Origin of the sequence: Glutamicibacter nicotianae (genome assembly GCF_002797775.1) — a bacterium.
Lineage (GTDB): Bacteria > Actinomycetota > Actinomycetes > Actinomycetales > Micrococcaceae > Glutamicibacter > Glutamicibacter nicotianae.
In genome coordinates, this window is record NZ_PGEY01000001.1 from 2,107,354 (window position 1) to 2,133,217 (window position 25,864).

Consider the following 25,864-nt stretch of genomic DNA (forward strand, 5'->3'; position numbering starts at 1 on the left):
GCAGTTGGACAGGTTTGGAAATGGCAGGGTGCCGATTGCCAGCACCCCGCCATATTCGAACTCCCTTAAGCGTTGACCGAGGCGCTGTCGCGCACGGTCGCCATGGCCTTGCTCCAGGCCAGAAGCTGCTCGAACATCGGCTGCACGCTGCCAGCGGACTGCTCGGTCGGTGCGAAGGTGGAGAAGTTCTCGAAGTCGGTGAACAGCGAGAACATGCCGGTCTTCTGCACATGGGCGATCTGCAGTTCGGAGAGGATTCCACGCAGGTGCTCCACCGCGCGCGAACCCATGGCGGAGCCGTAGCCGACCATGCCTGCGGCCTTGTTGTTCAGCTCGGCATTCAGGTAGCTCAGCGCGTTGGCCAAGGCAGGCTGGACAGAGTGGTTGTACTCGCCAACAATGAAAATGTAGCCGTCGAATTCACTCATCTTGGCGGCGAAGGCCTTGGTGTGGTCGTTCTGGTAGTTCTGGTAGGCGGCCGGGAAGGGCTCATCGAGAATCGGCAGGTTGAAATCCACGATGTCCACCAGCTCATAGTCGGCACCGCCGAATTCCTCGGCCTTGGCCAGCACCCATTGCGCGACAGACTGGTTGACGCGGCCTGGACGGGTGGAACCGGTAACGATAGCGATCTTCGACAATTCAATCTCCTTGGAGCTCTGCGGCCAACCACTTTAGTTGACACGTCATCATCTCTTGCCAAATCCCACTATACAGGAGATGATTGATGCGTCAACAATATTTCGGCATCCCGTTGGGCAGAACATGGTTAGGAAAGAGAATGAAGAGCGAAGAGACCCGCTGGCTCACCGATAGCGAGCAGGACCTCTGGCGTACCCTGCGCGAATTCCTCTGGCAGTTCCCCAGCGCCATGGACCGCCAGATGCTCCGCGATTCGAATATGCAGTCCGGCGAATACTCAGTGCTGGCCGTGCTCTCGGAAACGGCCGAGCCGAGCCTGCGCCCGGCCGACGTGGCCACCGCATTACGCTGGGATCGCTCCCGCCTCTCCCACCTGCTGCGGCGCATGGAAGCCAAGGGCCTGATCAGCCGCTGCTCGGATGAAACCGACCGCCGCGGGCACCAGATCACGCTGACCGCCCAAGGGCGCCAAACCATCGAAGAGGCCGCGCCAAGCCACGTGAGCTTCGTGCGTGAAACCATCTTCGACTCGCTGGAGCCGTCCGAGCGCACCGCCTTCGAATCGGCGCTGCCCAAGATCCTGGCCTCCCTGGAGCAGCAGGGCCTGAAACCGGACGGGTGCTAACTGGTCCTCTGGGCTAGTTCGCTCTTGGCTACCAGCTGGGCGAACTGGCCCCCGCGCTGGACCAGTTCATCAAAGGTACCGGATTCGGCAATCCGTCCATCCTCCAGCACCACGATGCGGTCCGCCCGCATCACCGTGCTCAACCGGTGCGCGATAAGCAAGGTGGTGCGCCCCATCGCCAGCTCATCCAGCGCCCGCTGCACCAGTGCCTCGGTGACCGTATCCAGCGCACTGGTGGCTTCATCGAGCACCAGCACCTTCGGCTTGCGCAGCATGGTGCGGGCAATGGCCAGTCGCTGCTGCTCGCCACCGGAGAAGCGGTGCCCGCGCTGCCCCACCTGGGTTTCCAGGCCGTGCGGCAGGCTGCGGATCAGTGGCGCAATCTGCGCGGCGTCCAGTGCATCCCAGAGCTCTTCTTCCGTTGACTCCGGCGCCGCCCACAAGAGGTTCTCGCGAATCGAGGCATGCAGCAGGTAGCTTTCCTGAGCCACCACGGAGACCGCCTGCGCGATCCCCTCGGGTTCGAAGTCCTTCAGGTCAATGCCGTCGAGCAGCACCTGGCCCTCGGTGGGATCAAGCAACCGGGGCAGCAAGGATCCCAGGGTGGATTTGCCCGAGCCGGTAGCGCCAACCACCGCGGTCATGGTCCCGGCTTCCAGCTCCAGATTCAGCTGATCCAGGGTGGCGCGATCAGCTTCGGGGTAGCGGAAACTGACATTGCGCAACTGCACTTCGCCGCGCAGCTTCGCGGGTTCAACCGCCCGCGGATGCTCGGCTACCGGCAGCGCCTGGTCGGTATCGAGATATTCGAAGACGCGGCTGAACAGGGCCATGGCAGAGATCCACTGGACCGAAATCTGCATCAGGCCCATGACCGGGCGGAAGATCCCGGCCTGCAACCCGGTGAAGGCCACCAGGGTGCCGATGCTCATGCCCTGCCCGGTCACGGGCAGACCTGCCACGATGTAGAGCACCGCGGGGATGGCAGCGAAGATGATGCTCATCGTGGCCATGCGCCATCGCCCGGCCAAGGCGCTTTTCATTTCCAGGTCGATGAGCTTGCGGCTGGAGTCTCCGAAAGCTTGGGCATCGGCGGTGCCGGTGCCCATGATCTTGGAGAGCCGGACCCCGGAGATGCTCAGGCGTTCTTCGATCAGCGAGGTCAAGTTAGACATCTCGCGCTGGCGCTTTCCTGTCACGGCGCGGCGCAGCTTCGCGGTTTGCTTGGCCAACAGCACTGCTGGCGGCAGGACGACCAGGGAGATCAGGCTCAGCTTCCACGAAATCGCCACCATCGCGCAGGCGGTGGCAACGACCGTAGTCAGGTTCGAGGCAATGCTCGTGGCCGAATTGGTGATCACCGATTGCATCTGCCCCACGTCGTTGACCAGGCGGGACTGCACGTCCCCGGAGCGGGAGTTGGTGAAGAAACCCAGGGATTGCTTCTGCAGGTGCGTGAACAGCCCGGTCCGCAGTCCATGCATGACACGTTGGCCCATCAGGGTTGCCCGCCAGGTCTGGAGGACTTCCAGGATCGCGGTGGCCAAGGCGATCAGCACCAGTCCCCCGGCGCCCCAGAGCAGCAATCGGACGTTGCTGTGGGGAATGGCGTCGTCAATGAGTTCCCGGATGATGAACGGCTGGGCCAAGCCGATGATCGAGGATGCCACGATCAGCAGCATGACGGCAATCACCGATCCCAGATGAGGACGGAAGAGCCCGGCGATGCGTGCGAGCGACACCGGATGCTCGGAGAGCCACTGCTTGTCCTTTGCGGCATCCGCGGACCGGCCCCGTCCGCCACCGCCTGGATGCGGACCTGGCATTCCCATAGCGCTCATAAGCCCTCTCCTTGTCCTGGATTTCCCAAGTCCAGAATAACAGAGGGAACCTCACTATGTGGTTGCATCTTGAAAATGTCCGCAGAAACACACTATTCTTGAAAACATGCAGAACGACGAGTCCAAGCCTGACTTGGCAGATCTTTTCCTCCACGCTTCGCGCATGCTTCGCGGCAGGTGGAGGGACAGCTTGATTCCCCTGGGAATCACCCCGCACCAATCACGGGTGCTGACCCTGTTGGCCCGCGCCGAAGACGCAGGGCTGCGCAACTCGCAGCTTGCAGAACGATTGCATATTGCCGCCCGCTCGACCACTGAGGTGGTCGACCAGCTGGAGGCCAAGAAATTGGTCGTGCGCACCCCGGATCCAGCGGACCGCCGGGCCACGCTGATCGCGCTCAGCGCCACGGGCCGCGCCCAGCTCGGGGAGCTTGCCGAGCTGCGCCGTTCCAGCATGGATGGCTACTTCGACAAACTCGGCGACGAGGATCGCGCCGAGCTCACCCGGCTTCTGGCAATCCTCGACCGCGAAAACCCGCGGCCTGCACGCGGCGCGTGCCAGAACCCGGCCAAAGAAAAATAGCGGACCGCTGCCAGAACGAACCAGGGCCCCGGCACAGTGTGCCGGGGCCCTGGTTCTGGTTGACGCTGCCGCCTAGTTCTCGGTCTTTCCGCGGCGCCAGTATCCCATGAAGGCCACCTGCTTGCGGTCCACACCGGCATCGCGCACCAGATAACGGCGCATTTCCTTGACCGTGCCGGCCTCGCCGGCAATCCATGCGTAGAACGGCGCGGTGTTCGCTTGGCCGGTCTCCCACAGGATGTCGGCATCCACATCGATATCTTCCGGCTCGGCATTGGTATGCACCACTCCGGCGGCCGGAATAGCGACCACCTGGCGCAAGGCGGCCTGCAGCAATTCTCCATGCTCGTGGCTGCCGCGGGTCAGCCACTGCACCGAGACGCCCGAGCGGGTGGAAGCACCGAGGATGTCGGTGGTCTCCGGAACCTCGATCAGCGCATGGCCGGTGACGTTCGACGGCAGCGCTTCGAGGATCGCGCAGATCGCCGGGGCGGCGGTTTCGTCGCCGGCCAGCACCACGCGGGTTGCCTCGCCGCGGCGGAACTCGATGCCGCCGTAGGTGGAGTCATTCAGGGTCTTGTTCGGGCCCAGCAGCAAGAGCTGGTCGCCGACCTTGGCCCGGTCGCCGAATTCCGTCGCTGGTCCGCCCTGCAGCTGGCCGTCCACGATATGCCCGTGCATCACGAAGTCGATGTCCAGCTCCGCGGTGGCCCCGATATTGTCCCGGTGCCCTGCTTCTCGGAAGGCCCGCACCGTATAGGTGCGCATGTAGCCGCGGGTGTCCGGATCGATCGACAGCCAGCGCTTGTACCAGCCCTGCTGCTCGGCCGGGCTGGTCAGAGCCTCCGGGCGCATAGAGGCGATCTCATCGGTCAGCGCGGTTCCGCCGGCCGGCGGCAGCAGCAGCTTGATGCGCATATCCAAAGGGTGGCTGTTGGTGCCGAAGTATTCCAGGTCCTCGCCGCTGACGGTGAGCCGGCGAAAGGACGGGGCCAGCTGCTGGCTCTTGACGACCGTGGTGTCGAAGGCCAGGGTCGGCACATGCTCATGGGCCGGGCGCATGGCCTGCGGATCGAGCTGGGCCGCGGCTTCGGCGGCTTCCTTCACGCTGGCGGCCTGCTTCGCCGCGGTGTCCCGCGCCGACGCTTCGCTGCGGTAGATGCCCTTGGTGGCCAGGACCTGTTCGGTGCGCAGCACGCGGTGCCGGCCAATGGGCAGCACCAGCGGGGTGCCGCCCACCGGGTCCGGGATCACGCGGCTTGGCATGCCGAAGACATCCTTGACAGTCTTTTCGGTGACCACGTCGTTGGGGTGGCCGGCGGCGTAGATCTTGCCGTGGCGCAGGGCCACCAGGTAGTCGGCGTAGCGGGCAGCCAGGTTCAGATCGTGCAGCACGATCACCACGGTGATCCCGCGGCTGCGGTTCAGCTCGCTGACCACATCCAGGACTTCGAGCTGGTGCGCCACGTCCAGGAAGGTGGTCGGCTCATCGAGCAGCAGCAGGTCGGTCTCCTGGGCCAGGGCCATGGCGATCCAGACGCGCTGGCGCTGCCCGCCGGAGAGCTCGTCCACCGAGCGGTCGGCCAGCTCGGTGGTGCCGGTCAGTTCCATGGCGCGGTTCACCGCCGCCTCATCCTCCGCGGAGAAGCGCTTGAACAGGCCCTGGTGCGGGTAGCGGCCGCGGCTGATCAGCTCGCGGGCGGTAATGCCGTCCGGGGCCGTCGGCGACTGCGGCAGCAGGCCCAGGGTCTTGGCGACCTCCTTGGCCGGCTTCGAGTGGATATCCGCGCCGTCCAGGAGCACCTGCCCCCCGGCCGGCTTCAGCAGCCTGGAGAGGGCGCGCAACAGGGTGGACTTGCCGCAGCCGTTGGCTCCGACGACGATGCTCACCTGCCCGGTAGGGATATCCAGCGACAGCTCGTCGACGATGGTGACCTTGTCATAGGCCAAGGTCAGATCGCTAGCCTGCAAAGTGGCCATGGGTTATGCCCCGCTTCCAGTTGAGTTGGCGCGCACCAGAATCCAAATCAGGAAGGGTGCACCGAATGCGCCGGTGATAACGCCCACCGGCAGCGACAGGTCCGCGAACAAGTTCGCGGCAAAGAAATTGGCGATGGTCACCAGCGTGGCTCCGGTCAGGCCGGCCAGCAGGATGTTGATCGGTCCGCGGGTCAGCGCGGCGGTAATCGGGCCGGCCAGGAAGGCGACGAACGCCATCGGCCCGGTGACGGCGATCGGCAGGGCACCCATGGCCACGGCCACGAAGACCAGCAGGGCACGGGCCCAGCCGACATGCAGGCCCAGGGCCGCCGCGGCGTCTTCGCCCAGCTCCAGCATCTTCAGCTGGCGCAGCACCAGCGGCAGCAGCAAGATGCCGATGGCGCCGAGGGAGACCAGCAGCAGCAGCGCGTTCTCCCAGTTGCTGCTGGCCAGTGAACCGGTCAACCAGTGCATGACATCGCTGGCGGTGTTCACCTGCGCCTGGGTGAGCAGGTACTGGATCAGCGCCTGCAGCATTGCGCCGATGGCCAAGCCGGCCAGGATCAGCCGGGACCCGGTGCGCTTGCCCGCGGCCGAGAGCCAATAGATCAGCGCGGCGACCAGCAGCCCGCCGGCCAGCGAGAAGGCGTTGAGCTTCCAGTCGGTGTAGCCGAGGATGATCATGGCGAAGACGGCGGCCGCCGAGGCACCGTAGCCCACGCCGATCACGTCGGGGCTGGCCAGCGGGTTGCCCAGCCAGCGCTGGAACAGCGCACCGGAAATGCCCAGGCCAGCACCGGCGAGCACGCCCACGGCGATGCGCGGCAGGCGGTCGGACATGATAATGAAGCTGGTGCCTGGCACCTTCTCGCCGCCCAGCACCTGGAACACCTCGGCCGCCGGAAGGCGATCCCGTCCCCAGAACAGGTAGGCGGCGATGGCGAGCACCAGCGCCACGACCATCCACAGGGCGGTGCGGCGCACGCGGGAGCGGCGCCGGGCCGCCAGCGTCGTGCCGGACTGGGCGGCAGCCGGCGGCTTCGCCGGCAAGTCCGCGTCCCCGGTACTGGTCGGCTGGGCCATGGTGGTTGCTTCCATTTCGCTCGTGCTCACAGGCTCACCGACTTCATGCCGCTGCGCATCATGATGATGAAGATCGGTCCGCCGAGCATAGCGCACATGACGCCTACCTGGATCTCGCTGGGCGGGGCGATGATCCGTCCCACCGTATCAGCGACCAGCAGCAGGATCGGACCGGCGATCAGGCACGCCGGCATCAGCCAGCGGTAGTCGGAACCGACCAGCAGGCGCACCGCATGCGGGATCATCAGGCCGACGAAGGCGATGGGCCCGGCCACAGCGGTAGCTGTGCCGGCGAGAATGACCACGCCGATGGAGCCGATGAGCCGGGCGCGGTTCAGGTTGAAACCCAGGGCGATCGCGGTGTCATCGCCCATGGACACGGCATTGGAGGCCCTGGCGGTTGACAGCACGATCAGCGCTCCGGCGGCCACCACGGGAATGGCGCCGAGGAAGATGTCGATGCCGCTGCTGGACAGGGTGCCCACCTGCCACATGCGGAAGCGGTCCACGGTGGCATCGGAAATCATCAGGATCGCGTTGGTGATCGCCCCGACGCCCACCGCCATGGCGGCACCGCCGAGGGCCAGCTTGATCGGGGTGGCGCCGTCGCGGCCCACGTTCGCCACGAGGTAGACCAGCGCCATCACCCCGGCGGAGCCGATGAAGGCGGCAACCATGATTCCGCCCAGCGAGCTGACGCCGAGGAAGGCGATCGCCAGCACCACTGCCATGGAGGATCCGGCGTTCAGTCCGAGGATGCCGGTATCGGCCAGCGGGTTGCGGGTCAGCCCCTGCAGGCCTGCGCCGGCCAATCCCAGGGCGGCGCCCACCACGATGGCCCCGACGGTGCGGGCGAAGCGCGAGGCGACCACGCCCTGGTCGCCGTTGGTCGGGTCGAAATTCCAGATGGCATCGATGACGGTGCCGATCGAGACGCTGCGCGCACCGAGCAGCAGCGAGGCGAACAACGCCAGGGCGAGCAGCGCGATCAGCAGCAGCACGGCGCCGAGCTTCCGGGTGGTTTTTGCCGATGCGGCCCCCGGTGACTGGCGCGTCACGCTTTCAGTCGCGGTCATTGGTTCCTACACTCTTTGCTATGGCTCATCTTCCCTTGCCCACTATTATCGCCCCCGGGATCGGCGTGCTGTGCGCGCCGAATCCTTCTGAAATGACTTTGGACGGGACCAACTCGTATCTGCTGTTCGACCCGGCTGCGGGCGAACTTGCGCCGGGAACACCGGTGGTGCTGATCGATCCGGGCCCCGAGCTCGAAGAGCATCTGCAGGCCTTGGCGGTGTTCGACATCCAGCTGGTGCTCATTACCCATCGGCATGCCGATCACACCGGAGGCATCGATGCGCTGCGCCGGATGGCCGCGGCGCCGGTGCGAGCCAAGCTCCCCGAGTACTGCCGGGATGCGCCGGTTCTCGCCGATGGCGAGGTGATCCATGCGGCCGGGGCCAGCATCCAGGTGCTCTCCACCCCGGGACACACCTCGGACTCGGTGTGCTTCATCCGCCAGGGCGAACGCGCCCACCTGTTCACCGGGGATACGGTGCTGGGCCGCGGCACCACCATCCTGGAGCATCCCGATGGCACGCTGGCCGATTACCTGGACTCCCTGCAGCGGCTGCTGGAGCTGCCCGACATGGCATTGCATCCGGCTCACGGCGAACAGCATGAGTCCTCGCATCCGCTGCTGCAGATGTACATCGAGCACCGCCAGTCCCGGCTGGACCAGGTGCGTGCGGCGCTGCGGAAACTCGGCAAGGCCGGGGCCGACACGCAGCCAGCAGAATTGCTGGAGCATGTCTACCCCGACCTCGATGCGCGCCTGGTGGGCGCGGCTACCCATTCCCTGGAAGCGCAATTGCACTATCTGTCAGTGAATCCCTAGCCCGAGGCTACTTCGCGGCAGCCGCGTTTTCGGCAGCCTTCACGATGCCTGGAACCACGTTCTCCAGTGCCCATTCGATGGACAGCGGCGATGCCGCGGAGATGGCCAGGGTTGCCTCGTCGGTGCCTGGCAGTGCCACTGCATCGTTCTTCGCGGCAGGGATCTGGCCGTACAGCGGCTGGCCCTTGATGATGTCGTCCATGGTGTTGCCCGCAACTGCCGAGGCGAAGACGATGTCCGAATCCCACTCGTTGACCTTTTCAGGGGAAACGGTGAAGAAGAAGGTGTCCTTGGCGGCGTTCTCCTGCACGTACTCGGCCTGGGTCATGCCCAGCGCGCTCAGGAAGCGCGGGCGGGTGTCGCCCTCGGAGTAGACGTAGGCTGTGTCCGGAGCGGACAGGTCGGCGGCGATGAAGGTGGTGTCCTTCAGCACTGGGTTGTCTTCGCCGACCTTGGCCAGCTTGCCTTCGATCTCTTCGATCAGGGCGTCGGCTTCTTCTTCCTTGCCCAGCATCTGGCCGGCAGCTTCGGTAACCTGCTCCCAGCTGGTCAGGTAGTTCGGCTCGATGGGGCCAACGACCGGGGCGATTTCCTGCAGCTTCTCGTACTGCTCCTTCTTCAGGCCCGAGTACGGGGCGAAGATGACATCCGGCTTGCTGGCGGCGATGCCGGTGTAGTCGATGTCGTCGCCCACCTTGTACTGCACGGGAGCGTTCTCGGAGCCGATGGCGGCGCCCTGCTCTTGAAGCGCGGCGTCCTTCCACGCGGTGGAGTTGTTCTCGTTCATGCCGTAGGTGTCGGTGTCCATGCCTACCGGCACGGTATCCAGTGCCAGCAGGGTGTCGGCGTTGACCCACGAGATGGTCGCAATGCGTTCTGGGACTTCTTCGATGGTGGTCTCGCCATAGATGTTCTCGATGGTGACCGGGGTGAAGTCTTCTGCAGCCTTGGCAGAGGTGTCAGCCGATGGATCCGCCGAGTTGCTCGACGCGCCGCAGGCGGTCAGGCCGAGGACGAGGATGACGGATGATGCGGCGAAAATTCCGGCGCGACGTGAATTTTTCATGGGTCGGTAATTCCAGACTATGCGAGGTACTGTAAGCGTATCGGTCAGCAAGGTTAGGCAAGCCTATCCGGGCCGTATGCCACAATACGCGTTTTTATCGGCATTACGCAACACGAAACGTCTCTAATCACCGGCCCGGAAGTGACCCTAACCAAATCGGGCCATTATCTCGGTGTGCTGACTAGAGAATTTATTCTCTAGTTGCTAGCAGCTTCTGCGGATCGGCAACCGAAATTGCCGTTCGCACCAGCAGCAATCCGAGCACGACGCAGGAGATGACGGTGACGACTGTCAGCGGCTGGAGCAGGACGGCGGCCCCGGCCAGGGGGAGCACGAGGATTGTGGAGGCGATGGCGAAACCGATCGAGGCAGTCAGCGCCGGGATCATGATCGACTTGGTGCGCGCGGCGTTCATCGTCGTGTAGGGCATGCCCAAGCGGTTCAGCCCGCGATACAGCGGGGCACGGTCCAAGGTGCTGGCGCTTTGCGAAATAGCTGCCGAGGCGGCCACGCAGATGAAGCTGATGGCAAGGGTCACCAGCACGCCGGTGACGATATCTGCCGGCACATGCTCCATCCAGGTGCCCTGGCCGAATTCATTGCCGGGCGATGCCATCAGGGCGGCACCGCTGCCGCCCACCACCGCGACGAAGGAAGCCATGGCCACCCCGGAGACCTGGCGCCAGGACTCGGCAGGGCTTTCCAGGATCATGCGGGCGGCCAGCAGCTGCTGCGGAGTGCTGGCCTTGCGCAGCTTGCCCTTGCCCACCTTGGCCACCAGGTACGGGCCGAGAAGGTTCATCACCAGCAAGCCCAGGCCGAATCCGCCCGCTATCACTGCGATGATCGCGGCGATGGACTGCATGAACTGGCCCATGTTCGAGAACAGCGCGTACAGCAGCAGGATGCCGCCGATACAGATCACCGCGCGCAGCCAGCTGGGGGTGGGCACCGTGCTGCGGGTTGCCACTGCCAGCGGGGTGATAACCAGCTTGCGCAGGCCGGCAGCTGCACTGCCCGCCGAGAGGAGCACGATAGCGGCTACCGCTACCGCCAGCACCCACAGCGGCAAGTAGATGGCTGAGCCGATCGGCGCACCTTGGAACGGAATCACGGAAGCCAACGGGGCTGCCAGGAAGTACAGCGCGATACCGGCGAGCGCACCGGCCAGTGCCGTGCCTGCTGCCTGGAGCACTGCCACGAGGCTGATCTGCGCACCGGTGGCGCCGAGCAAGCGCAAGGATGACAGGGCCCGGTCATTGGAGCGTGCGGAAAGCCGGGCCGCGGCCGAGCCGAGCACCAGCAGCGGGACCACCAGCAGCACCACGGCGAAGATGGCCAAGGGCAGATAGGTTCCCTGAGCTTCGAGCTCTAAACTGGTGAAGGAGTAGGCGCCGCCGAGCACGATCAGCAGGATCGCGCTGACCATGGCGTAGGCGCTGGCAGTCAGGATCTGCGGTGCCAGCCGGGATTTCTCCGGCCGGCCGAGCATCCATGAAAGGTGCAGGATATTCACTGCTGGGCACCGTCCTTCGCGGCATGCGCCGGGTGCAGGCTGTCGCCGGTCAGCTGGCCGTCCTGCAGCTGCACAATGCGGTCGCAGCGTGCGGCTACGTTGGGATCGTGGGTCACCATCACCAATGATTTGCCTGCGCCGACGGTGCAGCGCAGCAAGGTATCGAGCACCTCGAATCCCGTGGTCGAGTCCAGGGCGCCGGTGGGTTCATCGGCGAAGACCACCATGGCCCCGGTGACCTGTGCGCGGGCTATGGCAACGCGTTGCTGCTGCCCGCCGGAGAGCTGGCCGATGCGGCGTTGCTCCATCCCCGCCAGGCCCAGTTCGGCCAACGCTGATCCGGCGCTGGCAATGGCGGCATTGCGTGGCACCCCGTTGATCATCAGGGCCATGGCCACGTTCTCCTCGGCGGTCAGCTCGGGAATCAGCAGTCCGGATTGGAAGACGAAGCCGAAGGATTCGCGGCGCAGCTTGGTGCGCGCCTTGTCCTTGAGCCCTTGGATATCCACCGGTGCCCGGCCCGGGCGGTTCAGCATGATGCTGCCGGCGTCTGGAAGTTCGATACCGGCCAGTGCGTGCAGCAGCGTGGATTTGCCGGACCCCGAGGGACCCATGATGGCCAGCGATTGGCCCAGTGCAATCTGCAGGTCGATGCCGTTCAATGCGGTGGTGGAGCCGAAGCTGCGGTAGAGTCGGCGAGCGTCGAGGACGGGTGGATGGCCAAGGGAATTTTCAAGCATGACCCAATGTTTTCAATCGTGTGCCCTTACGCGCATCGGCGCAGGGGGCCAAGTCGCCTCCGGCCGGGCTCATCCCCCGGTAGGAGCTGCCGGCGCATTGTTCACAACTACAGCAGGAGCAGTCAGCGGCAAATGAAGCTGGAATTGTATACGCAGCCATTTTGCGCGCCATGCGTCCGCACTCGGCAAACCGTGGCCCGAGTGCAGGAATTGCTGCCCGCGTTGGAGGTCGAAGAGATCAACGTCGTGGAGCAGGTGGCCCGTGGCGAGGAATTGGAAATCACCAGCACCCCGGTCATCCGGCTATTGCAGGACGGCACAGAGAAATTCCGTGCCAGTGAGACGCCGACTATCAATCAGCTGTTGACCGCTATCGCCGGATCCAGCGACTAGTCTCACGCCGGCGGCGAGGCCAAGGTGCACGATTCTTGCCCCTTCATGGGGAAGAATAGATCAAGTGATTACTGTGCCCGGCGTCCACCATGAATGCTTCGAACGTGTTTTAGCTGACTCTTCCAACCGCATCGAGTGGCTGCGGGCACGAGCGCAGGGCATCACGGCAACGGACGTGGCCAAGCTGTCCACCGAGAAGTCCATCAAGAATGCCGCGTGGGACAAGCTGTACGGCAATGGCTTCTCCGGCAATCCCTACACCGACCATGGACGCAAGCGCGAACCGGTCATTGCCGCCTGGGTCCAAGAGAATTTCAATATTTTTCCTTCCACCCAGCTCTTCCACTCGCAGCAATCGAAGCTGCATCTGGCAACTCCCGATGGCCTTGGCTTTGACGCTTCGGGGGTTCCGGTATTGGCTGAAATCAAGACCACCAATAAGCCGTTCAAGAAAATCCCGAAGAACTATCTGCGCCAGATCCTGTGGCAGCAGCACGTGATCGGTGCCGAACGCACGCTGTTCGTCTGGGAAGAGCACGACAATTTCGTGCCGGTGCGCGCGGTTCCCGAATACCTCTGGGTGGAACGGGACGATGATTTGATCAGCGATCTGATTGGCAAGGCCGAGTCGCTGATCGACGCATTGCGCGAGGCGACGGCCCGCCAGGAGCGCTACAACGACTACGGGCCGGCGGCGTTGCGGCTCTGATTTCACCGGGAAACGGAAATAGCCACTGAAACCAGTTCGAAGGACTGGAATCAGTGGCTATCTCTATGCCATCAGACCGGGTTGCTCGGGATCATCCGGGGATCTGGCAGGCTGTCAGGGTAGTTTTCCACCAGCTCGGCCAGCAGCTTCTCCCGCAGCATGTTGCGCAGGTTCCACAGGTCCCCGGCGTTGCGCGCAGATAAATAAATGGTCACTGTCTGCAAGCCATTTTGGGCATCCGTCACGAGTAGCTCATTATCCCGGCCGTCCCACCAGTCGGAGGACTCAAGCAGTTCGGTGCTGCGCTGGCGCAAGTAGGCAATCGGCGCATTGAGCTTCAGCTGCAGTGCGACATTTCCGGAAATCTCGGTGCTGCGCCGCGACCAGTTCTCGAACGGCGTGGTGGTGAAGTAGGTCGATGGCAGGATCATCCGGCGCCCATCGATCAGATGCACGACGACATAGGAGAGGGTGATTTCCTCGACGGTGCCGCGCTCCCCTTCGACCACCACCGTGTCATCCACACGAATGGAGTCGGTAAACGCGACCTGCAAGCCGGCGAAGACGTTGGCCAAGGTTGATTGCACGGCCAAGCCGACGACCACCGATGCCAGACCGGCCGACGCCAACAGGCCGGCGCCCAGCGCCCTGACCTGTTCGATTGTCAGCAGCACCGCGGCGACGGCAAGGATGCACAACACCGCGATCAGCACGCGGCGCATCAGGCCAACCTGCGTCTGGACCTTGGCAAGCCTGCGTCCTGGGCCGAATCTCGACTCGAAGCGTGCCATCATGCCCGCTTCAATCACGCGCACCAGCTTGATGATGAACCAGGTGAGGAAGAAAACCAGAACGATCAGGATGGCGAACTGCCAGGGGTTGTACCAGGGACGATCGCTATAGAAAACCGCGAAGGCCGACTTCGCGATGATCGATGTGACCATGCCGAAGAACGGGAATCTGGTGGCTTTCACATCGGCTTCATCCACGCCGATCCGGCGCAGCACGCGGCGTGCCACGCCGCTGAAAACGAATGCCAAGATTGCGGCTACGAGCGCACCGATCAGCAGCACAACCCAGAATTGCAACGATTCGGGGAGGAAGCTTGATGCTGTAATGACTTCCTCGACGGTTTCGTCTAGAGGTTCAACGGGGGTAGGAGACATGCTTTAAGCATGTCATATGGCGCTAAATAAATGCTGTGCGGAACCTTCGTCCCACCATATGGTTCGGGAGGTTTCCAGCACCATTGCAGAACCGTCTCAGAGTGGTTCCAATTCCTTTTTGCCCTTGTGCTTCACATGGGCCAGGGCTTTAGTAGATTCACTGGCAGTATGCTCTGCCAGCAGGCGCAAACCAAGAAAGACGGTGATCCCTATGCGCCACGAAAAAATTGGAATCGCGCTGGGCGCGGTGGCGGCGGCCTTGCTCGTCGTGACGCCGGCTTCCGCGGCGGCTCCGGCGCCGGCCGCGCAGGCATCCACTTCCTGTCCAACGGTCTATTGGGGTTCTTTGGCCAAAACCGGTTCCTTGTCCACGCATTCCACGATTCAGGATCTGCGTACCGGACGCCATTTGTGCTTTGACCGGCTGGTCATTGATCTGGCAGGACCGGCTGCCAGCTACTCGGCAAGGTATGTCAGCGAACTGACTGGAATCGGTTCCGGACTGCCGGTGGCCACCACGGGTGGTGCCAACTTGGAAATCCTGGTGCAGGCACCAACAGCTCCGGGGTTCAATCCCGGAGCGAAGGTGAAGAATCTGGGCTATACGACGTTCCGCCAGTTGGTCTGGCTGGGCAGCTTTGAAGGCCAGACCAAGGTGGGGATCTCCACCAGGGCCCGGCTTCCGATGCGCGTGTTCACCCTGGCTGGACCTGGCGACGGTTCACGCTTGGTCATCGATGTTGCGCACCATTGGTAAGGAAGGTCCGCTTGCATGATGCGTTCGCAACTTTTTGCGTGACCTAACACGTAACACCGGGTCAACCTGCTGGTTAATGTGCCACCATGCTAAGTATGTCGCGCACATTCTCTTATCAGCAGGTTGACGTCTTTGCACCCACTGCTTTCAACGGCAATGGCCTGGGAGTCGTGTTCAATGCTGACAGCCTGAGCGATGACCAGATGCAGCACTTTGCGCAGTGGATGAATCTTGCTGAAACCGTATTCTTCGTCGAACCGAGCGACGAGGAAGCCGACTATGCCATCCGCATTTTCACCCCGAGCACCGAGCTTCCCTTTGCCGGCCATCCGACCCTTGGCGCTGCCCATGCCTGGTTGGAATCCGGTGGGGAAGCCGGCCCGTCCGGCCATCTGATCCAGCAGTGCGGCGCCGGCTTGATCCCGGTGCGCGTGGAGCGCGAGAGCAGCGACCGGCACTCGCGGCGATTGGCTTTCCTCGCTCCCCCGCTCACCCGCTCCGGTCCTTTGGAGCCGGATGTCCTGCAATGGGCGATTGCCGGTCTGGGCATTCGCGAGGAAGACGTGGTGGACCACCAGTGGCTGGTCAACGGCCCGCATCCTGCCGGCCTGGTGCTGCGTGACGCCGATATCGTGCTGGGTATCGAACCGGACTACGTGGCGCTCCAGGGGTTGGAAGTCGGAGTCATCGGCCCCTACACGGCCTCCAGCGTCTCGCAGAGCGTGTGGCAACCGCGCGGATCGGTCATCCCGCGGGTTTCCGGGACGCGTGAAGAACTGCGTCCCTTGGACTTTTCTGATTTCGAGCGTTCCGAGGAGCGTTTCCGCAATGTAGTGCTCCAGCCTCCCGCCGACTATGAAGTCCGTGCCTTCATCCCCGGCGAGGCCGTTCCTGAAGACCCAGCCACTGGTTCGCTGAACGCGGCGTTCGGCACCTGGCTGACGCAATCCGGGTATGCGCCGCAACGCTATACGGTACGCCAGGGAACCCGCCTGGGCCGTGAAGCAATCTTGCATATCGAAGCGACCGAACGCGGTGTTTGGGTCAGCGGTGATGTCGCCACCCGCATCTCCGGTGATGTGAGCTTCGACTGATTAACCTTCATAGGTTCGCTATCGGTTCCGCATCCGGCGAATAGGGAATAGCCTTGAGCGGTGCCTGATACTGCGAATCCCGAATCACACTTCGACAGAAAAGCCGCGTGGCGAGCCCTCTGGGCATTGGTCATCGGCTTCTTCATGATCCTGCTGGACACCACCATCGTGTCCACCGCGATGCCTGCCATCATGAAGTCGCTGGATGCCGACATCTCCAGCATCCTGTGGGTCAACAGCGCCTACCTGCTCACCTTCGCCGTGCCGCTGCTGGTCACCGGAAGGCTCGGCGACCGCTTTGGCCCGCGCAACATCTACCTCATCGGCATGGTGGTCTTCTCGCTGGCCTCGCTGTGGTGCGGCCTGTCCGATTCCCTCGGTTCCCTGGTGGCAGCACGCGCCGTCCAGGGCCTGGGCGCTTCGATGATTTCCCCGCAGGCCATGACGCTGATTACCCGGCTCTTCCCGTATCAGCACCGCGGCGCGGCCATGGGATTGTGGGGTGCGGTGGCGGGCATCGCCTCGCTGATTGGACCGATTGCCGGCGGCTTGCTGGTGGACTCCATTGGCTGGGAGTGGATCTTCTTCATCAACCTGCCCATCTCGGTTCTCAGCCTGGCCATGGTCTTCAAGTTCGTTCCCGCGCTTGAAGCCCATTCGCATTCCTTCGACTGGTTCGGCGTCTTCCTCTCGGCGCTGGCCATGTTCTGCTTGGTCTTCGGCATCCAGGAAGGCGACGCCACCAACTGGGAACCATTTATTGGCCCGCTGAATTCGTGGCATCTGATCATCATCGGCATTGTGCTGATGGGTGCCTTCGTCCGGTGGCAGTCGAAGACCAAATCCGAGCCGCTGGTTCCACTGCGCTTGTTCACGGTGCGCAATTTCTCGCTGGCCAACGTCGCGATCACGTTCATGGGCCTGACGATCGCGACTATCGCCCTGCCTATGGTGTTCTTCCTGCAGAACGTGCGCGGTCTGAGTCCGACCGCATCCGCGTTGATGATTTCCCCGATGGCCCTGGTGGCGATCTTCATCGCTCCGCAGCTGGGCAAGAAGGTCAATCAGCTCAGTCCGCGGATCCTGGCTGTGCCCGGGTTCTTCCTGTTTGGCGGTGCCACGGTGGCCTATGCCTTCCTGATGCACGCCGATATCCCGCTGTGGGCCCTGCTGATCCCTTCGGCGGTCCAAGGCGTCGGTTCAGCCATGATCTGGCCGTCCCTGTCGCTGGCGGCCACCAAGGACTTGACCGCGCGTGATGCCGGTGCCGGTTCGGGAATCTACAACACCACCCGGCAAATCGGTTCGGTCCTTGGGTCGGCGCTGATCGCGGTGATGATGGATGCCCGTGTTTCGGCGCAGATCGCGCAGGCGGGCTCCAAGGATCCTGCGGTGATCATGGAAGCCATGTCTGTCGGCTTGGGGCAGGCGTTGATGCTGCCAGGCTTCATCGCCGTGGCCGCCGTGCTGGTTGTTGCGTTCCTCAGCGACGGCCAGAAGGCCCGGCGCTAGGCAACGCGTCAAAGGCAAACGCCTGATCCATGACGTGAACGTCGGTGGATCAGGCGTTTGCCTTATGGCCCTTAGACCTTGTCTTCAGGATCTTCTTCGTTGTCGCCGTGCTTGAACTCGTCGACCTTCTCGCCGATTTTCTCCTGGGCATCAGCTGCGAAGCTCTTGATGTTCTCGCTGGCGTCTCCGGCGAATTCCTTCGCGTTTTCGACTGCCTCGCCCAGCTTCTTCTTTGCATCATCTAAGAAACCCATTGGTTCTCCTCTTAGCTTGTGGTTCAAATATGGCCGCTGAAAACCGCAGTCTTCAAGATCAACTTAAGGCCAGCTGAGCGCTTTGCTCAAGCGTTTATTTCGCTTTCTTGATCTTCTTGGCTGCCTTGCGGCCAAAGATCAGGGCCACCGCAATACCTGCCAGCCAGACATCCTTGGCCAGGGCGGTGCCGTCTGCGGTCGGACGGATGCCATCGGATTCCGTCATGCCCGGGGTGCGCAGGTAGGAAGCCAGCAGCACGCCGGAGAAGGCACCCAGGCCCAAGCCCGCAAGACGCGATGGAATCAGCGGAAGCAGCAGGGCGCTGCCCAGCGAGATCTCGCTGATGGAGACAGCCTTGCCGAAAACTGCTGGTTCCAGCTCGGCCAGCTGCGGCACGCCGTTGGCTGCCATCTGCTGCAGGCCTGCCGCGCTCGCTTCATCGATGCGCAACTTGTTGATGCCGCTGTTGAGAATGAACGCGCCACTGACCAAACGTAGCGCGGCGTTTGCAATCGAGATTCCCATGGGCCCTCACTTCTCTTTCTTTTAGTCCAGAAATGGCGATCTTCTATAGAACGCCCTGATGTTCAGCGTAGTCATGGGCGCAGTAGTTCACAATCATTTGGGCGGCGCGCAAAGCTGAACCCAAGAATCTCCCAGCTTGAATCATGCTAAATTCGTGAATCATGATCGCTTCTTCCGCAGTTCCCCCAGCAGCCCTAGATCTGCTCATTACGCAGGGCTTCGATGCCACCAGCGTCGATGAGCTGGCAGCTGCCGCCGGTATTTCCCGTTCCACCTTCTTCCGCCGTTTCGGTTCGAAAGAGAACATGGTCTTTGCCGACCAGGAAATGATCATTGCGCACGTCGAGACCACGCTGGCAGCCTCGTCGGTTGATGCGATCACTACGCTCATCGATGCCGCGCATGTAGTTTTCGACCAGTACACGGTCAATCCCGAAGGAGCCGCGCTGCGCCACAAGCTGCTCTCCTCGGTGCCATCGTTGCGCGAGCGCGAGCTGGTTTCCACCCACCGATACGAACGCGCTTTCTATGGATTCTTGAAGCGCCGCGACTTGGCGAAGACCGCATCGGAGAAGTCGCTGTGCCTAGGCGTCAGCGCCGGTCTGGTGGCCATCCATAATGACCATCTGCGCAGCTGGCTGAAGGATGCGCACAGCACTGACCGCACCAAGCTGGCCAACGACGTACGCCAGTTCCTCAACCGCTTCGCAGATCTGCTCGACCCGGACCAGAAGGCAACCCCTGCCAAGCCCGCGTCCCCCAGCGTGGTGGTCTCGGTGCTGGACGCCGCCGCCGAGGAGAAGGATATTCTCCAAGCGGTCTCCCGCGCACTTAAAGAGCACGGAAAGTAATCTGTCCCCCACACCTTGAAACCTAGTTTCTTGACATGGCACTGCGTTCCACTAGTCTAGTGAGTGAAACTTTTTCACCCTAGCTATTAGGAGCACCCGAAATGTCCCAGCTGGAGACCGAATTCGAATTTCCCGCAGGCGTTGTTGAACCCGAATACGACCTGTGGTCGGAGGACGTCAACACCGACCCGACCGGAGTCTTTGCCGAAGTCGGCGAAGCGGACAATGCTTGGCGCGCCAAGGCCCGCAAGTTCATCCTCGAAGAGGTCAAGCACGACATCCACGAGTACTGGGACAAGGCCGACTACCCGCTGCACTTGATCAAGAAGCTTGGCGACGCAGATCTCCTGCGCGATGGCCTGAATCCCGAGGGCTACGCGGAAATGAGTCCGCTGGCTGCCGGTCTGGTCAACATGGAAATGGCCCGTGGCGATGGCTCCGTCTCCACCATTGTCGGCGTCCAGGGCGGCCTGGCCCTTCGCTCGGTGCTGTACTGCGGCAACGAAGAGCAGATCCAGAAGTACGCCATCCCCATGCTGCGCGGCGAGCTCCCAGGCTCCTTCGCGTTGACCGAGCCCACCCACGGTTCCGACTCGGTGTCGCTGGAAACCCGCGCAACCAAGGTCGAGGGCGGCTACCGACTGAGCGGCGAGAAGAAATGGATCGGCAACGGCTCGATCGGCGGCGTGAGCATCGTCTGGGCTCGTGATGACGAGGGCAAGGTCCGCGGCTTCATCGTCCACCAGGATGCCGAGGGCTACAAGGCCACCACCATCGAGAACAAGCTGTCCCTTCGCGCCATCTGGCAGGCGCATATCCGCATGGACAACGTCTTCGTTCCAGATGAGGATGTGATGCCGGAAGCCAAGAGCTTCAAGGACACCTCCCGTGTCCTCTTCGCCACCCGCCTGGGCGTCGCCTGGTCTGCCGCAGGCCACGCGACCGCATGCTACGAGTCGGCAGTGAACTACGCCAAGCAGCGCGTGCAGTTCGGCCGCCCGCTGGCTGCCAGCCAGATCGTCCAGGAACGGCTGGCGCGCATGCAGTCCGAGCTGGCCACCATCCAGGTTCTGGTGATGCAGGCGGCCAAGCGCGAAACCTCCGGTGAGCTGACCGGGCCGCAGGCTTCGCTGGCCAAGTACACCGCCACCCGCACCGCACGCTCCATCGCGGCGAATGCCCGCGACCTGCTCGGCGGCAACGGCATCCTGACCAGCAACCGCGTGGCCCGCCACTTCGCCGATGTGGAAGCGATCCACACCTATGAAGGCACCGAAACCGTGCAGGCTTTGATCATGGGCCGCGACATCACCGGCCTCTCCGCCTTCGCTTAGTACCAGGACGCAGGAAAGCACGCCGGGACCTGGCTCAATCTGAGCCGCGGTCCGGGCGTGCTTTTTCTATTGCTCGCCCAAGCGCTTCTTCGTCTTTGCGGTGGCCACGTGATCCCACGGATTCTCCGGCCAGGGATGCTTCGGGTAGCGCCCGCGCATTTCAGCACGCACCTGGGCATAGGGTCCATTGAAGAAACTCACCAAGTCATCGGTCACCGCCAGTGGCCTGCCACCCGGCGACAGCAGATGGAATTGCACCGGCATCTTGCCATTGACCAGGCGGGGCGAGTCCTCCAGCCCGAAGCATTCCTGCAGTTTCACCGCGACAACCGCAGGACCAGATTCACCGACCTCGGGGTAGGCCACAGAAATTCTCGATCCCGAAGGAACCTGGAGCCGCTCGGGCACCAGGGAATCGAAATCATGGGCATGCTCCCAGGGCAGCAATGTCCGCAATGCCGAATACAGGTCGACCTTGGCTGCATTCGTGCCGGAAGCAATCTTCCGCAGTACCGGCTGCAGCCAATGATCTGCAGCGTCAACCAGGCTCTGGTCGTCAACCCGGACAAAAGGTTCCCCGAGCAAACGGCGGGCCACTGCCATGCGCCGACGCAAGGCATCGAATTTCTCGTGGGTACCGAAGAAGCGCATGCCCTGCGTGGCAAGGGCGCTGGCCACAGCCTGCATCCCCAGTTCCTCGGTGGCCTTGATCGGATGGGCTACAAGCTCGATCTCGCCGAAACTTTCGATCCGGCGGGCGGTGATCCTGCCGTCGGACATTTCTGCCACCTCACGCATCTGGTGCATCTGCGGCAGCAGGTCTATGGCCGTCTCCAAGTCAATGCCGATAGCCCGCCGGATCATGGCCTTGGATCCGGTGCGGGACACCTCGGCGACCGCGAGAAATTCTTCATGCATCAGCGCGCTGCCCCGAGGCAGCGTGGCGCGGGTTCCCGAGGCCAGGAGGTACTCGTCCGGCCCGGTCTTGCGGGCAATCCATTGCGGGTACGCCAACGCGCACACCCCTGCCAATGCCGTGGCTGCCGATCCAGCCTGCCTTCCGGTGCTCGGCCCCGCAGCTCCCACGAGCTTTTCCAGGCGCTGCGCTTCATGCTTCCAGGCGCGGTGCGCCGGATGCGAATTCCGGGCCACCGCGACCAGCAGCTCGTTCAGGTCCGCGCTGGCGATGCGCTCGGAGCTGGCCAGCAAGGCAACAGCATCCGCGGCAGCCCGGGCACCGAAGATCCGGCTTCCCTCCAGCAGCGCGCGGGAGGCACGCGGGTCCGCTGGAATCTTCATCATCTGCTCGCCCAGCGAGGTGATCTGGCCTGCCTCATCCACCGCGTCCAGGCTGCGCAGGACCTGTTCGTCGCTGGCCATGGCGCCAGTCGGCGGAGCCTCCCACATGGCAAGCCCCTCGCCACGCGGGGTCCCCCACGCCGCCAGCGACAAGCCCGCGGCCACCAGATCTCCGGTTCGGATTTCCGGCGTGGAGTGCGCTGGTGCGGCGGCGAAGGATTTCGGATCCAGGGTGCGCACCACCTTGCCCGGCCCAAGGCGTCCTGCACGGCCCGCCCGCTGGGTGGCTGCGGAACGGCTGGCCACCACGGTCATCAACCCGGAGAAGCCGCGCGAGCTGTCTCGGCGCGGCTCGCGGGCGTAGCCGGCATCGATGACCAGGTGCACCCGCGGCACCGTGACCGATGATTCGGCAATGGAGGTGGAGACGATGATCCGCGGGTCGCTGCCCGGTTCCGGTTCGCCCAGGATCCGGTCCTGTTCCTTGGAAGAAATCTGCGAGTGCAAGGCAAAGACCGGCACGCCTGCGGCTGCGATCTGCGAGCAGACGCGTTCGACTTCCCGAACGCCGGGCACGAAGACCAGCGTGTCCACCGGGGTGCCGCTGGCCGCATTGGCTTCCGCCGCATGGCGTACCGCGACGGACGCTACATGGCGCAAGTAGTCGTCGTTCAGCCCGCGTTCGGCATTCCTGATCCCCGCGAAACTGTCGAAGGCTTCTTCCACCTCGAACTGGGCGGTCTGCGCGCTGAGCACCGGTGCTGCCGTATCGCGCACCATCAGCTCCGAAAGCTCGCTGGCATGCAAGGTAGCACTCATCACGATCAGCGAGAAGTCATCGCGCAATTCACTGACCTGGTTGACCATGGCCAGCAGCAAATCGGTATCAATAGACCGCTCATGGACCTCATCAATGATCACCGCACTGACACCGTCAAGATCCGGATCCGCCAGCAGCCGACGCAGCATGAGGCCGGCTGTCACGAATTCCACGCGGGTCTGCGCCGACGCTTTGCGTTCCCCTCGCACGGCGAAGCCGACGCGCTGCCCTACCGCCGATCCATCCAGCTGGGCGAGGCGGCGGGCTGCCGCGCGGGCGGCGACACGGCGCGGCTGGGTCACGATGACCTTGCCGCCCAACCCGGCCTGATGCAGCGCGTTGGCTACCGTGGGCGGAACGATGGTCGTCTTGCCGGATCCCGGCGGAGCCTGGATCACCAGCGGCTGCGCGGGATTGGCCGCCACGGATGCGAAGAGCTCTTCCCTGCTGGGCCCGAAGGCCAGGCCGGAAGAGATCCGGTTCAGGTCGAAGGGGGCAAAACTCATGCCTGGCGACCTGACCAGAAGGACTTGATGGCGCTCACTACCGGTTCAATCGGGTACAGGGTGCTGCCGTGGGTCCGGCCTGGCAAGGCCACCATGCGCGCATTGGGCAAGGTGCGGACCATGATCTTGTTCTGGTCGAAGCGCGGCTGGTCCCTGGTGCCGATCAGCAGCAGGGTCGGGATCCTGATCTTCGCCAGCTCGGACACCTCGATGTTCTGCAGGGTCTCGGCAGCTTCGTAGTAGGCGGCCAGCGCTAGCGGGTCATTGGACTTGAAGGCCAGGCGGGTTGCTGGGTCCAGGCGCCCATTCTTTTCCTGCCCGGTGACGAAACCTTCGATATCGCCGTTGCGGAGGACATCAAGGTAACCAGGAAAGAAGAGCTTCCCGATTTCGCCGGGGGTGATTTCATAGGTGCCGCCGAGCATGATCAGCGAAATCACCTGCTCGGGACGGTGCATGGCCATGTGCAGGCCGGTACGTGCGCCGAAGGAGTAGCCGACGATATGGATGCGTTTGATGCCCAGATGATCCATGACGGCGTGGATGTCGCTGACCACCTTGTCCATGGTGTAATCGGCTACGTCGTGGGACTTGGCTGATTTCCCATGTCCGCGCAGGTCCATGCGGATGGTGCGGTGGTTCTCGCCGAGCGCCTTGGTGTAGCCGAGCCCTCTCCAGATGGAGCGGGACAGGGCGGAGCCGTGGAGGAACAGAATCGGTTCCCCGGCGGCCCCGTCATCGTCAAAGAAGATTTCGGAACCGTCTGCGGGATTATTGATCATCGGCATGCCTCCGATTAAATCCTGTAGCGGCGGTGAAGTCGAAATCAGAGTTCCGTCCCGCCCTCGACAACCGCGTCGAATAGGTGAACACTGAAGACACAGTGTCAGGCCACCCGCTGGGGGTGGCCCACGGAAGTTGGGAGGAAGAGCATGCCTGAACAATCAGCTGCTGGGCAGCCCGATGGCGTTGAAGAGGAAAAGCTGCGACTTGCCGAAGAGGAAAAGAAGCACCATGACGAGCACGATGAAGCGCTCGTCGAAGAGTGGGAAGACGAATCATTCCCCGCTTCGGATCCGCCCTCGAATTACTAGCAACAACTTTTCCTGAGAGACCGCACACGTAGTGTTCAGCTTTTTACAAGAATCAGCTCCTAGTGTGGTTAATACCTTCTCAAGGTGCGAGTGATCTAGATGAACCGATCCGCACAGGCGTTACCTCCTTGGCCTGGCGGGTCGGTTCATCATTTAATGCGATCCGCTAATCCTTTACGCACACAGCGGATTCACCTGGGCTCTATTTGTTTAGTTCAGGCTCTGGCCTATTGTGGAAATTGACTTCACATCGATTTCCGCACGCCAGCGCTTGGCCTGGCAGAAAGGTGCCTCGTGGAATACGAACGCCTCCCGTCCATCCCTGAACTGCACCGCCCCTACACCGCTGCCGCAGACCGCTATGAGCATTTCGGCTACCGCCGCGTGGGCGAATCCGGCCTGCGCTTGCCGCCGCTGTCATTGGGACTGTGGTGGAACTTCGGCGACAACCGCCCCTTCGACACCCAGCGCGAGATCCTGCGCCATGCCTTCGACCACGGCATCAACCACTTCGACCTGGCCAACAACTACGGCCCTCCGGCAGGCTCAGCCGAAGAGAACTTCGGCCGCATGATGCTCAAGGACTTCAAGCCGTACCGCAACGAGCTGGTCATTTCGTCCAAGGCCGGCTACGACATGTGGCCAGGCCCGTACGGCACCTTCGGTTCGCGCAAATACCTGCTGGCCTCCTGCGAGGCTTCGCTGAAGAAGATGAATCTGGACTACGTGGACATCTTCTATTCGCACCGTTTCGATCCGAAGACTCCCCTGCACGAAACCATCGGCGCGTTGGATGCCCTGGTTCGCCAAGGCAAGGCCACCTATGTGGGCATCTCCTCGTACTCGGCAGAACGCACTGCTGAAGCCGCCGCCATCGCCAAGGACCTGGGGACCCCTCTGGTCATCCACCAGCCGTCGTACAACATCCTGAACCCTTGGGTGGAGCACGGCCTGCTGCAGACCTTGGAAAAGGAACGCATGGGCACCATTGCCTTCACCCCGCTGGCCCAAGGCCTGCTCACCGACAAGTACCTGGAAACCACCGATGTGGTGCGCCAGGGCGGACGCCGTTCGCTCGAAGCCCAGCTGACCGATGAGAACCTCGCCAAGATCCGCAACCTGAACGAGGTCGCCAAGAAGCGCGGGCAGTCGCTGGCACAGATGGCCTTGGCTTGGCTGCTGCGCGAAGGTGCGGCAACCTCGGTGCTGATTGGCGCTTCGTCCACCAAGCAGCTGGACGAGAACCTTGGTGCGCTGGAGAACCTCGACTTCTCCGAGGCTGAATTGACCCAGATTGCCACGATTGCCCAAGGCGATGCAGGAATCGATTGGTGGCGAACTTCCGCTATCAGCTAGCGATCCACTGATCACAGCGTAATTATCTGTGCTCTCAAGCCGTGGTTTCCAAGACATGACTTGGAAGCCACGGCTTTTTCGCTCGCTTCTGTCTGCATCTTTTTCGCAAGCGAAATTCCTGCTGTTCCTTGGTGGCTGAAACTTGTTTCTGCGGATAAGCTCGGAGTAGACGCAATATGAAGTGAATTACATTCATTTATTGCGTGGAGTCCGCTAACGT

General features: G+C 62.9%; 25 protein-coding genes. 12 read left to right on the forward strand and 13 right to left on the reverse strand.

All coding sequences use genetic code 11. From position 1 onward, the window contains the following. Nucleotides 1-65: 65 nt before the first annotated feature. Nucleotides 66-641: an NADPH-dependent FMN reductase gene (locus ATK23_RS09800; RefSeq protein ID WP_038993749.1), complete on the reverse strand. Its 576-nt coding sequence runs from the start codon at nt 639-641 to the stop codon at nt 66-68. 140 nt (nt 642-781) lie between these two features. Between ATK23_RS09800 and ATK23_RS09805 the strand changes: the two genes are divergently transcribed. Then, nucleotides 782-1,267, forward strand: coding sequence for a MarR family winged helix-turn-helix transcriptional regulator (locus ATK23_RS09805; RefSeq protein WP_038993747.1), 486 nt, complete (start codon nt 782-784; stop codon nt 1,265-1,267). Here the strand turns inward: ATK23_RS09805 and ATK23_RS09810 are convergent. Continuing rightward, nucleotides 1,264-3,108, reverse strand: a complete 1,845-nt coding sequence (locus ATK23_RS09810) for an ABC transporter ATP-binding protein (protein WP_083515570.1) — start codon at nt 3,106-3,108, stop codon at nt 1,264-1,266. The genes ATK23_RS09805 and ATK23_RS09810 overlap by 4 nt on opposite strands. 106 nt (nt 3,109-3,214) lie before the next feature. On the opposite strand from ATK23_RS09810, the gene ATK23_RS09815 reads away from it, so the two are divergent. Then, nucleotides 3,215-3,691, forward strand: a complete 477-nt coding sequence (locus tag ATK23_RS09815; protein WP_073707932.1) for a MarR family winged helix-turn-helix transcriptional regulator — start codon at nt 3,215-3,217, stop codon at nt 3,689-3,691. A 72-nt stretch (nt 3,692-3,763) separates the two neighbouring features. Here the strand turns inward: ATK23_RS09815 and ATK23_RS09820 are convergent, their stop codons facing one another. The 3 genes from ATK23_RS09820 to ATK23_RS09830 are packed head-to-tail and all read right to left on the reverse strand — an operon-like array spanning nt 3,764 to nt 7,830. Then, entirely contained in the window at nt 3,764-5,671 is a 1,908-nt protein-coding gene (locus ATK23_RS09820; protein ID WP_066141278.1) for an SIP domain-containing protein, read from the reverse strand. A 3-nt stretch (nt 5,672-5,674) separates the two neighbouring features. Then, complete coding sequence (locus ATK23_RS09825; RefSeq protein WP_223308768.1) at nt 5,675-6,784, reverse strand: FecCD family ABC transporter permease; 1,110 nt, start codon at nt 6,782-6,784, stop codon at nt 5,675-5,677. Further along, on the reverse strand, nt 6,781-7,830 hold the full coding sequence (locus ATK23_RS09830) for a FecCD family ABC transporter permease (RefSeq protein ID WP_066141280.1): 1,050 nt from the start codon (nt 7,828-7,830) through the stop codon (nt 6,781-6,783). Before ATK23_RS09830 ends, ATK23_RS09825 begins: the two co-directional genes overlap by 4 nt. A 92-nt stretch (nt 7,831-7,922) precedes the next feature. On the opposite strand from ATK23_RS09830, the gene ATK23_RS09835 reads away from it, so the two are divergent. Further along, nucleotides 7,923-8,651: an MBL fold metallo-hydrolase gene (locus ATK23_RS09835; protein ID WP_245858358.1), complete on the forward strand. Its 729-nt coding sequence runs from the start codon at nt 7,923-7,925 to the stop codon at nt 8,649-8,651. Between the two features lie 7 nt (nt 8,652-8,658). Here the strand turns inward: ATK23_RS09835 and ATK23_RS09840 are convergent, their stop codons facing one another. From ATK23_RS09840 to ATK23_RS09850, 3 genes are all read right to left on the reverse strand, one after another. Then, the gene (locus tag ATK23_RS09840) at nt 8,659-9,717 is read right to left on the reverse strand and encodes an ABC transporter substrate-binding protein (RefSeq protein WP_066141286.1); all 1,059 of its coding nucleotides are present in this window, start codon (nt 9,715-9,717) and stop codon (nt 8,659-8,661) included. Between the two features lie 190 nt (nt 9,718-9,907). After that, nucleotides 9,908-11,233, reverse strand: a complete 1,326-nt coding sequence (locus ATK23_RS09845; protein WP_066141289.1) for an FtsX-like permease family protein — start codon at nt 11,231-11,233, stop codon at nt 9,908-9,910. Further along, nucleotides 11,230-11,973, reverse strand: a complete 744-nt coding sequence (locus tag ATK23_RS09850) for an ABC transporter ATP-binding protein (RefSeq protein ID WP_066141292.1) — start codon at nt 11,971-11,973, stop codon at nt 11,230-11,232. Before ATK23_RS09850 ends, ATK23_RS09845 begins: the two co-directional genes overlap by 4 nt. A 201-nt stretch (nt 11,974-12,174) precedes the next feature. Here ATK23_RS09850 and ATK23_RS09855 point away from each other — a divergent pair, with 201 nt between their 5' ends. Together ATK23_RS09855 and ATK23_RS09860 are read left to right on the forward strand one after the other, a co-directional pair. Continuing rightward, nucleotides 12,175-12,366 carry a hypothetical protein gene (locus ATK23_RS09855; protein WP_157066381.1) on the forward strand — a complete coding sequence of 64 codons (192 nt, stop codon included), beginning with the start codon at nt 12,175-12,177 and terminating at the stop codon, nt 12,364-12,366. 64 nt (nt 12,367-12,430) lie between these two features. Beyond that, nucleotides 12,431-13,075, forward strand: a complete 645-nt coding sequence (locus ATK23_RS09860; protein ID WP_233125401.1) for a YqaJ viral recombinase family protein — start codon at nt 12,431-12,433, stop codon at nt 13,073-13,075. Between the two features lie 71 nt (nt 13,076-13,146). Here the strand turns inward: ATK23_RS09860 and ATK23_RS09865 are convergent, their stop codons facing one another. Beyond that, entirely contained in the window at nt 13,147-14,241 is a 1,095-nt protein-coding gene (locus ATK23_RS09865) for a mechanosensitive ion channel family protein (protein WP_066141300.1), read from the reverse strand. A 211-nt stretch (nt 14,242-14,452) separates the two neighbouring features. Between ATK23_RS09865 and ATK23_RS09870 the strand changes: the two genes are divergently transcribed. The 3 genes from ATK23_RS09870 (at nt 14,453) to ATK23_RS09880 (ending at nt 17,604) form a co-directional block, all read left to right on the forward strand. Next, nucleotides 14,453-14,998 carry an AMIN-like domain-containing (lipo)protein gene (locus ATK23_RS09870; protein ID WP_083515571.1) on the forward strand — a complete coding sequence of 182 codons (546 nt, stop codon included), beginning with the start codon at nt 14,453-14,455 and terminating at the stop codon, nt 14,996-14,998. A gap of 95 nt (nt 14,999-15,093) precedes the next feature. Then, nucleotides 15,094-16,092, forward strand: a complete 999-nt coding sequence (locus ATK23_RS09875) for a PhzF family protein (protein WP_233125400.1) — start codon at nt 15,094-15,096, stop codon at nt 16,090-16,092. 60 nt (nt 16,093-16,152) lie between these two features. After that, nucleotides 16,153-17,604, forward strand: coding sequence for a DHA2 family efflux MFS transporter permease subunit (locus ATK23_RS09880; RefSeq protein WP_066141307.1), 1,452 nt, complete (start codon nt 16,153-16,155; stop codon nt 17,602-17,604). Nucleotides 17,605-17,675: 71 nt separating this feature from the next. Here ATK23_RS09880 and ATK23_RS09885 read toward each other — a convergent pair whose 3' ends face one another. Both ATK23_RS09885 and ATK23_RS09890 read right to left on the reverse strand, forming a co-directional pair. Then, entirely contained in the window at nt 17,676-17,858 is a 183-nt protein-coding gene (locus ATK23_RS09885) for a hypothetical protein (protein WP_066141310.1), read from the reverse strand. A 94-nt stretch (nt 17,859-17,952) separates the two neighbouring features. Further along, the gene (locus tag ATK23_RS09890) at nt 17,953-18,384 is read right to left on the reverse strand and encodes a DoxX family membrane protein (protein ID WP_100339263.1); all 432 of its coding nucleotides are present in this window, start codon (nt 18,382-18,384) and stop codon (nt 17,953-17,955) included. A gap of 161 nt (nt 18,385-18,545) precedes the next feature. On the opposite strand from ATK23_RS09890, the gene ATK23_RS09895 reads away from it, so the two are divergent. Then, nucleotides 18,546-19,235, forward strand: a complete 690-nt coding sequence (locus ATK23_RS09895; RefSeq protein ID WP_066141313.1) for a TetR/AcrR family transcriptional regulator — start codon at nt 18,546-18,548, stop codon at nt 19,233-19,235. A gap of 101 nt (nt 19,236-19,336) precedes the next feature. After that, entirely contained in the window at nt 19,337-20,569 is a 1,233-nt protein-coding gene (locus ATK23_RS09900; RefSeq protein ID WP_066141316.1) for an acyl-CoA dehydrogenase family protein, read from the forward strand. A 66-nt stretch (nt 20,570-20,635) separates the two neighbouring features. On the opposite strand, the gene hrpB is transcribed toward ATK23_RS09900, so the two are convergent. Continuing rightward, nucleotides 20,636-23,194 carry an ATP-dependent helicase HrpB gene (gene hrpB, locus ATK23_RS09905; RefSeq protein ID WP_066141319.1) on the reverse strand — a complete coding sequence of 853 codons (2,559 nt, stop codon included), beginning with the start codon at nt 23,192-23,194 and terminating at the stop codon, nt 20,636-20,638. Beyond that, on the reverse strand, nt 23,191-23,982 hold the full coding sequence (locus ATK23_RS09910; RefSeq protein ID WP_245858360.1) for an alpha/beta fold hydrolase: 792 nt from the start codon (nt 23,980-23,982) through the stop codon (nt 23,191-23,193). The genes hrpB and ATK23_RS09910 overlap by 4 nt, the downstream gene beginning before the upstream one ends. A 144-nt stretch (nt 23,983-24,126) precedes the next feature. Here ATK23_RS09910 and ATK23_RS16460 point away from each other — a divergent pair, with 144 nt between their 5' ends. Together ATK23_RS16460 and mgrA are read left to right on the forward strand one after the other, a co-directional pair. Beyond that, nucleotides 24,127-24,288: a hypothetical protein gene (locus ATK23_RS16460; protein WP_162989337.1), complete on the forward strand. Its 162-nt coding sequence runs from the start codon at nt 24,127-24,129 to the stop codon at nt 24,286-24,288. Between the two features lie 294 nt (nt 24,289-24,582). After that, nucleotides 24,583-25,644, forward strand: coding sequence for an L-glyceraldehyde 3-phosphate reductase (mgrA, locus tag ATK23_RS09915; RefSeq protein ID WP_066141322.1), 1,062 nt, complete (start codon nt 24,583-24,585; stop codon nt 25,642-25,644). The last annotated feature ends 220 nt before the right edge of the window (nt 25,645-25,864 follow it).

Coding starts and splice junctions, on each gene's coding strand:
- ATK23_RS09805 (WP_038993747.1), top strand. CDS start 782: ATGAAGAGCGAAGAGACCCGCTGGCTCACCGATAGCGAGCAGGACCTC.
- ATK23_RS09810 (WP_083515570.1), bottom strand. CDS start 3,108: ATGAGCGCTATGGGAATGCCAGGTCCGCATCCAGGCGGTGGCGGACGG.
- ATK23_RS09815 (WP_073707932.1), top strand. CDS start 3,215: ATGCAGAACGACGAGTCCAAGCCTGACTTGGCAGATCTTTTCCTCCAC.
- ATK23_RS09820 (WP_066141278.1), bottom strand. CDS start 5,671: ATGGCCACTTTGCAGGCTAGCGATCTGACCTTGGCCTATGACAAGGTC.
- ATK23_RS09830 (WP_066141280.1), bottom strand. CDS start 7,830: ATGACCGCGACTGAAAGCGTGACGCGCCAGTCACCGGGGGCCGCATCG.
- ATK23_RS09835 (WP_245858358.1), top strand. CDS start 7,923: ATGACTTTGGACGGGACCAACTCGTATCTGCTGTTCGACCCGGCTGCG.
- ATK23_RS09840 (WP_066141286.1), bottom strand. CDS start 9,717: ATGAAAAATTCACGTCGCGCCGGAATTTTCGCCGCATCATCCGTCATC.
- ATK23_RS09850 (WP_066141292.1), bottom strand. CDS start 11,973: ATGCTTGAAAATTCCCTTGGCCATCCACCCGTCCTCGACGCTCGCCGA.
- ATK23_RS09865 (WP_066141300.1), bottom strand. CDS start 14,241: ATGTCTCCTACCCCCGTTGAACCTCTAGACGAAACCGTCGAGGAAGTC.
- ATK23_RS09870 (WP_083515571.1), top strand. CDS start 14,453: ATGCGCCACGAAAAAATTGGAATCGCGCTGGGCGCGGTGGCGGCGGCC.
- ATK23_RS09875 (WP_233125400.1), top strand. CDS start 15,094: ATGTCGCGCACATTCTCTTATCAGCAGGTTGACGTCTTTGCACCCACT.
- ATK23_RS09885 (WP_066141310.1), bottom strand. CDS start 17,858: ATGGGTTTCTTAGATGATGCAAAGAAGAAGCTGGGCGAGGCAGTCGAA.
- ATK23_RS09890 (WP_100339263.1), bottom strand. CDS start 18,384: ATGGGAATCTCGATTGCAAACGCCGCGCTACGTTTGGTCAGTGGCGCG.
- ATK23_RS09895 (WP_066141313.1), top strand. CDS start 18,546: ATGATCGCTTCTTCCGCAGTTCCCCCAGCAGCCCTAGATCTGCTCATT.
- ATK23_RS09900 (WP_066141316.1), top strand. CDS start 19,337: ATGTCCCAGCTGGAGACCGAATTCGAATTTCCCGCAGGCGTTGTTGAA.
- hrpB (WP_066141319.1), bottom strand. CDS start 23,194: ATGAGTTTTGCCCCCTTCGACCTGAACCGGATCTCTTCCGGCCTGGCC.
- ATK23_RS09910 (WP_245858360.1), bottom strand. CDS start 23,982: ATGCCGATGATCAATAATCCCGCAGACGGTTCCGAAATCTTCTTTGAC.
- ATK23_RS16460 (WP_162989337.1), top strand. CDS start 24,127: ATGCCTGAACAATCAGCTGCTGGGCAGCCCGATGGCGTTGAAGAGGAA.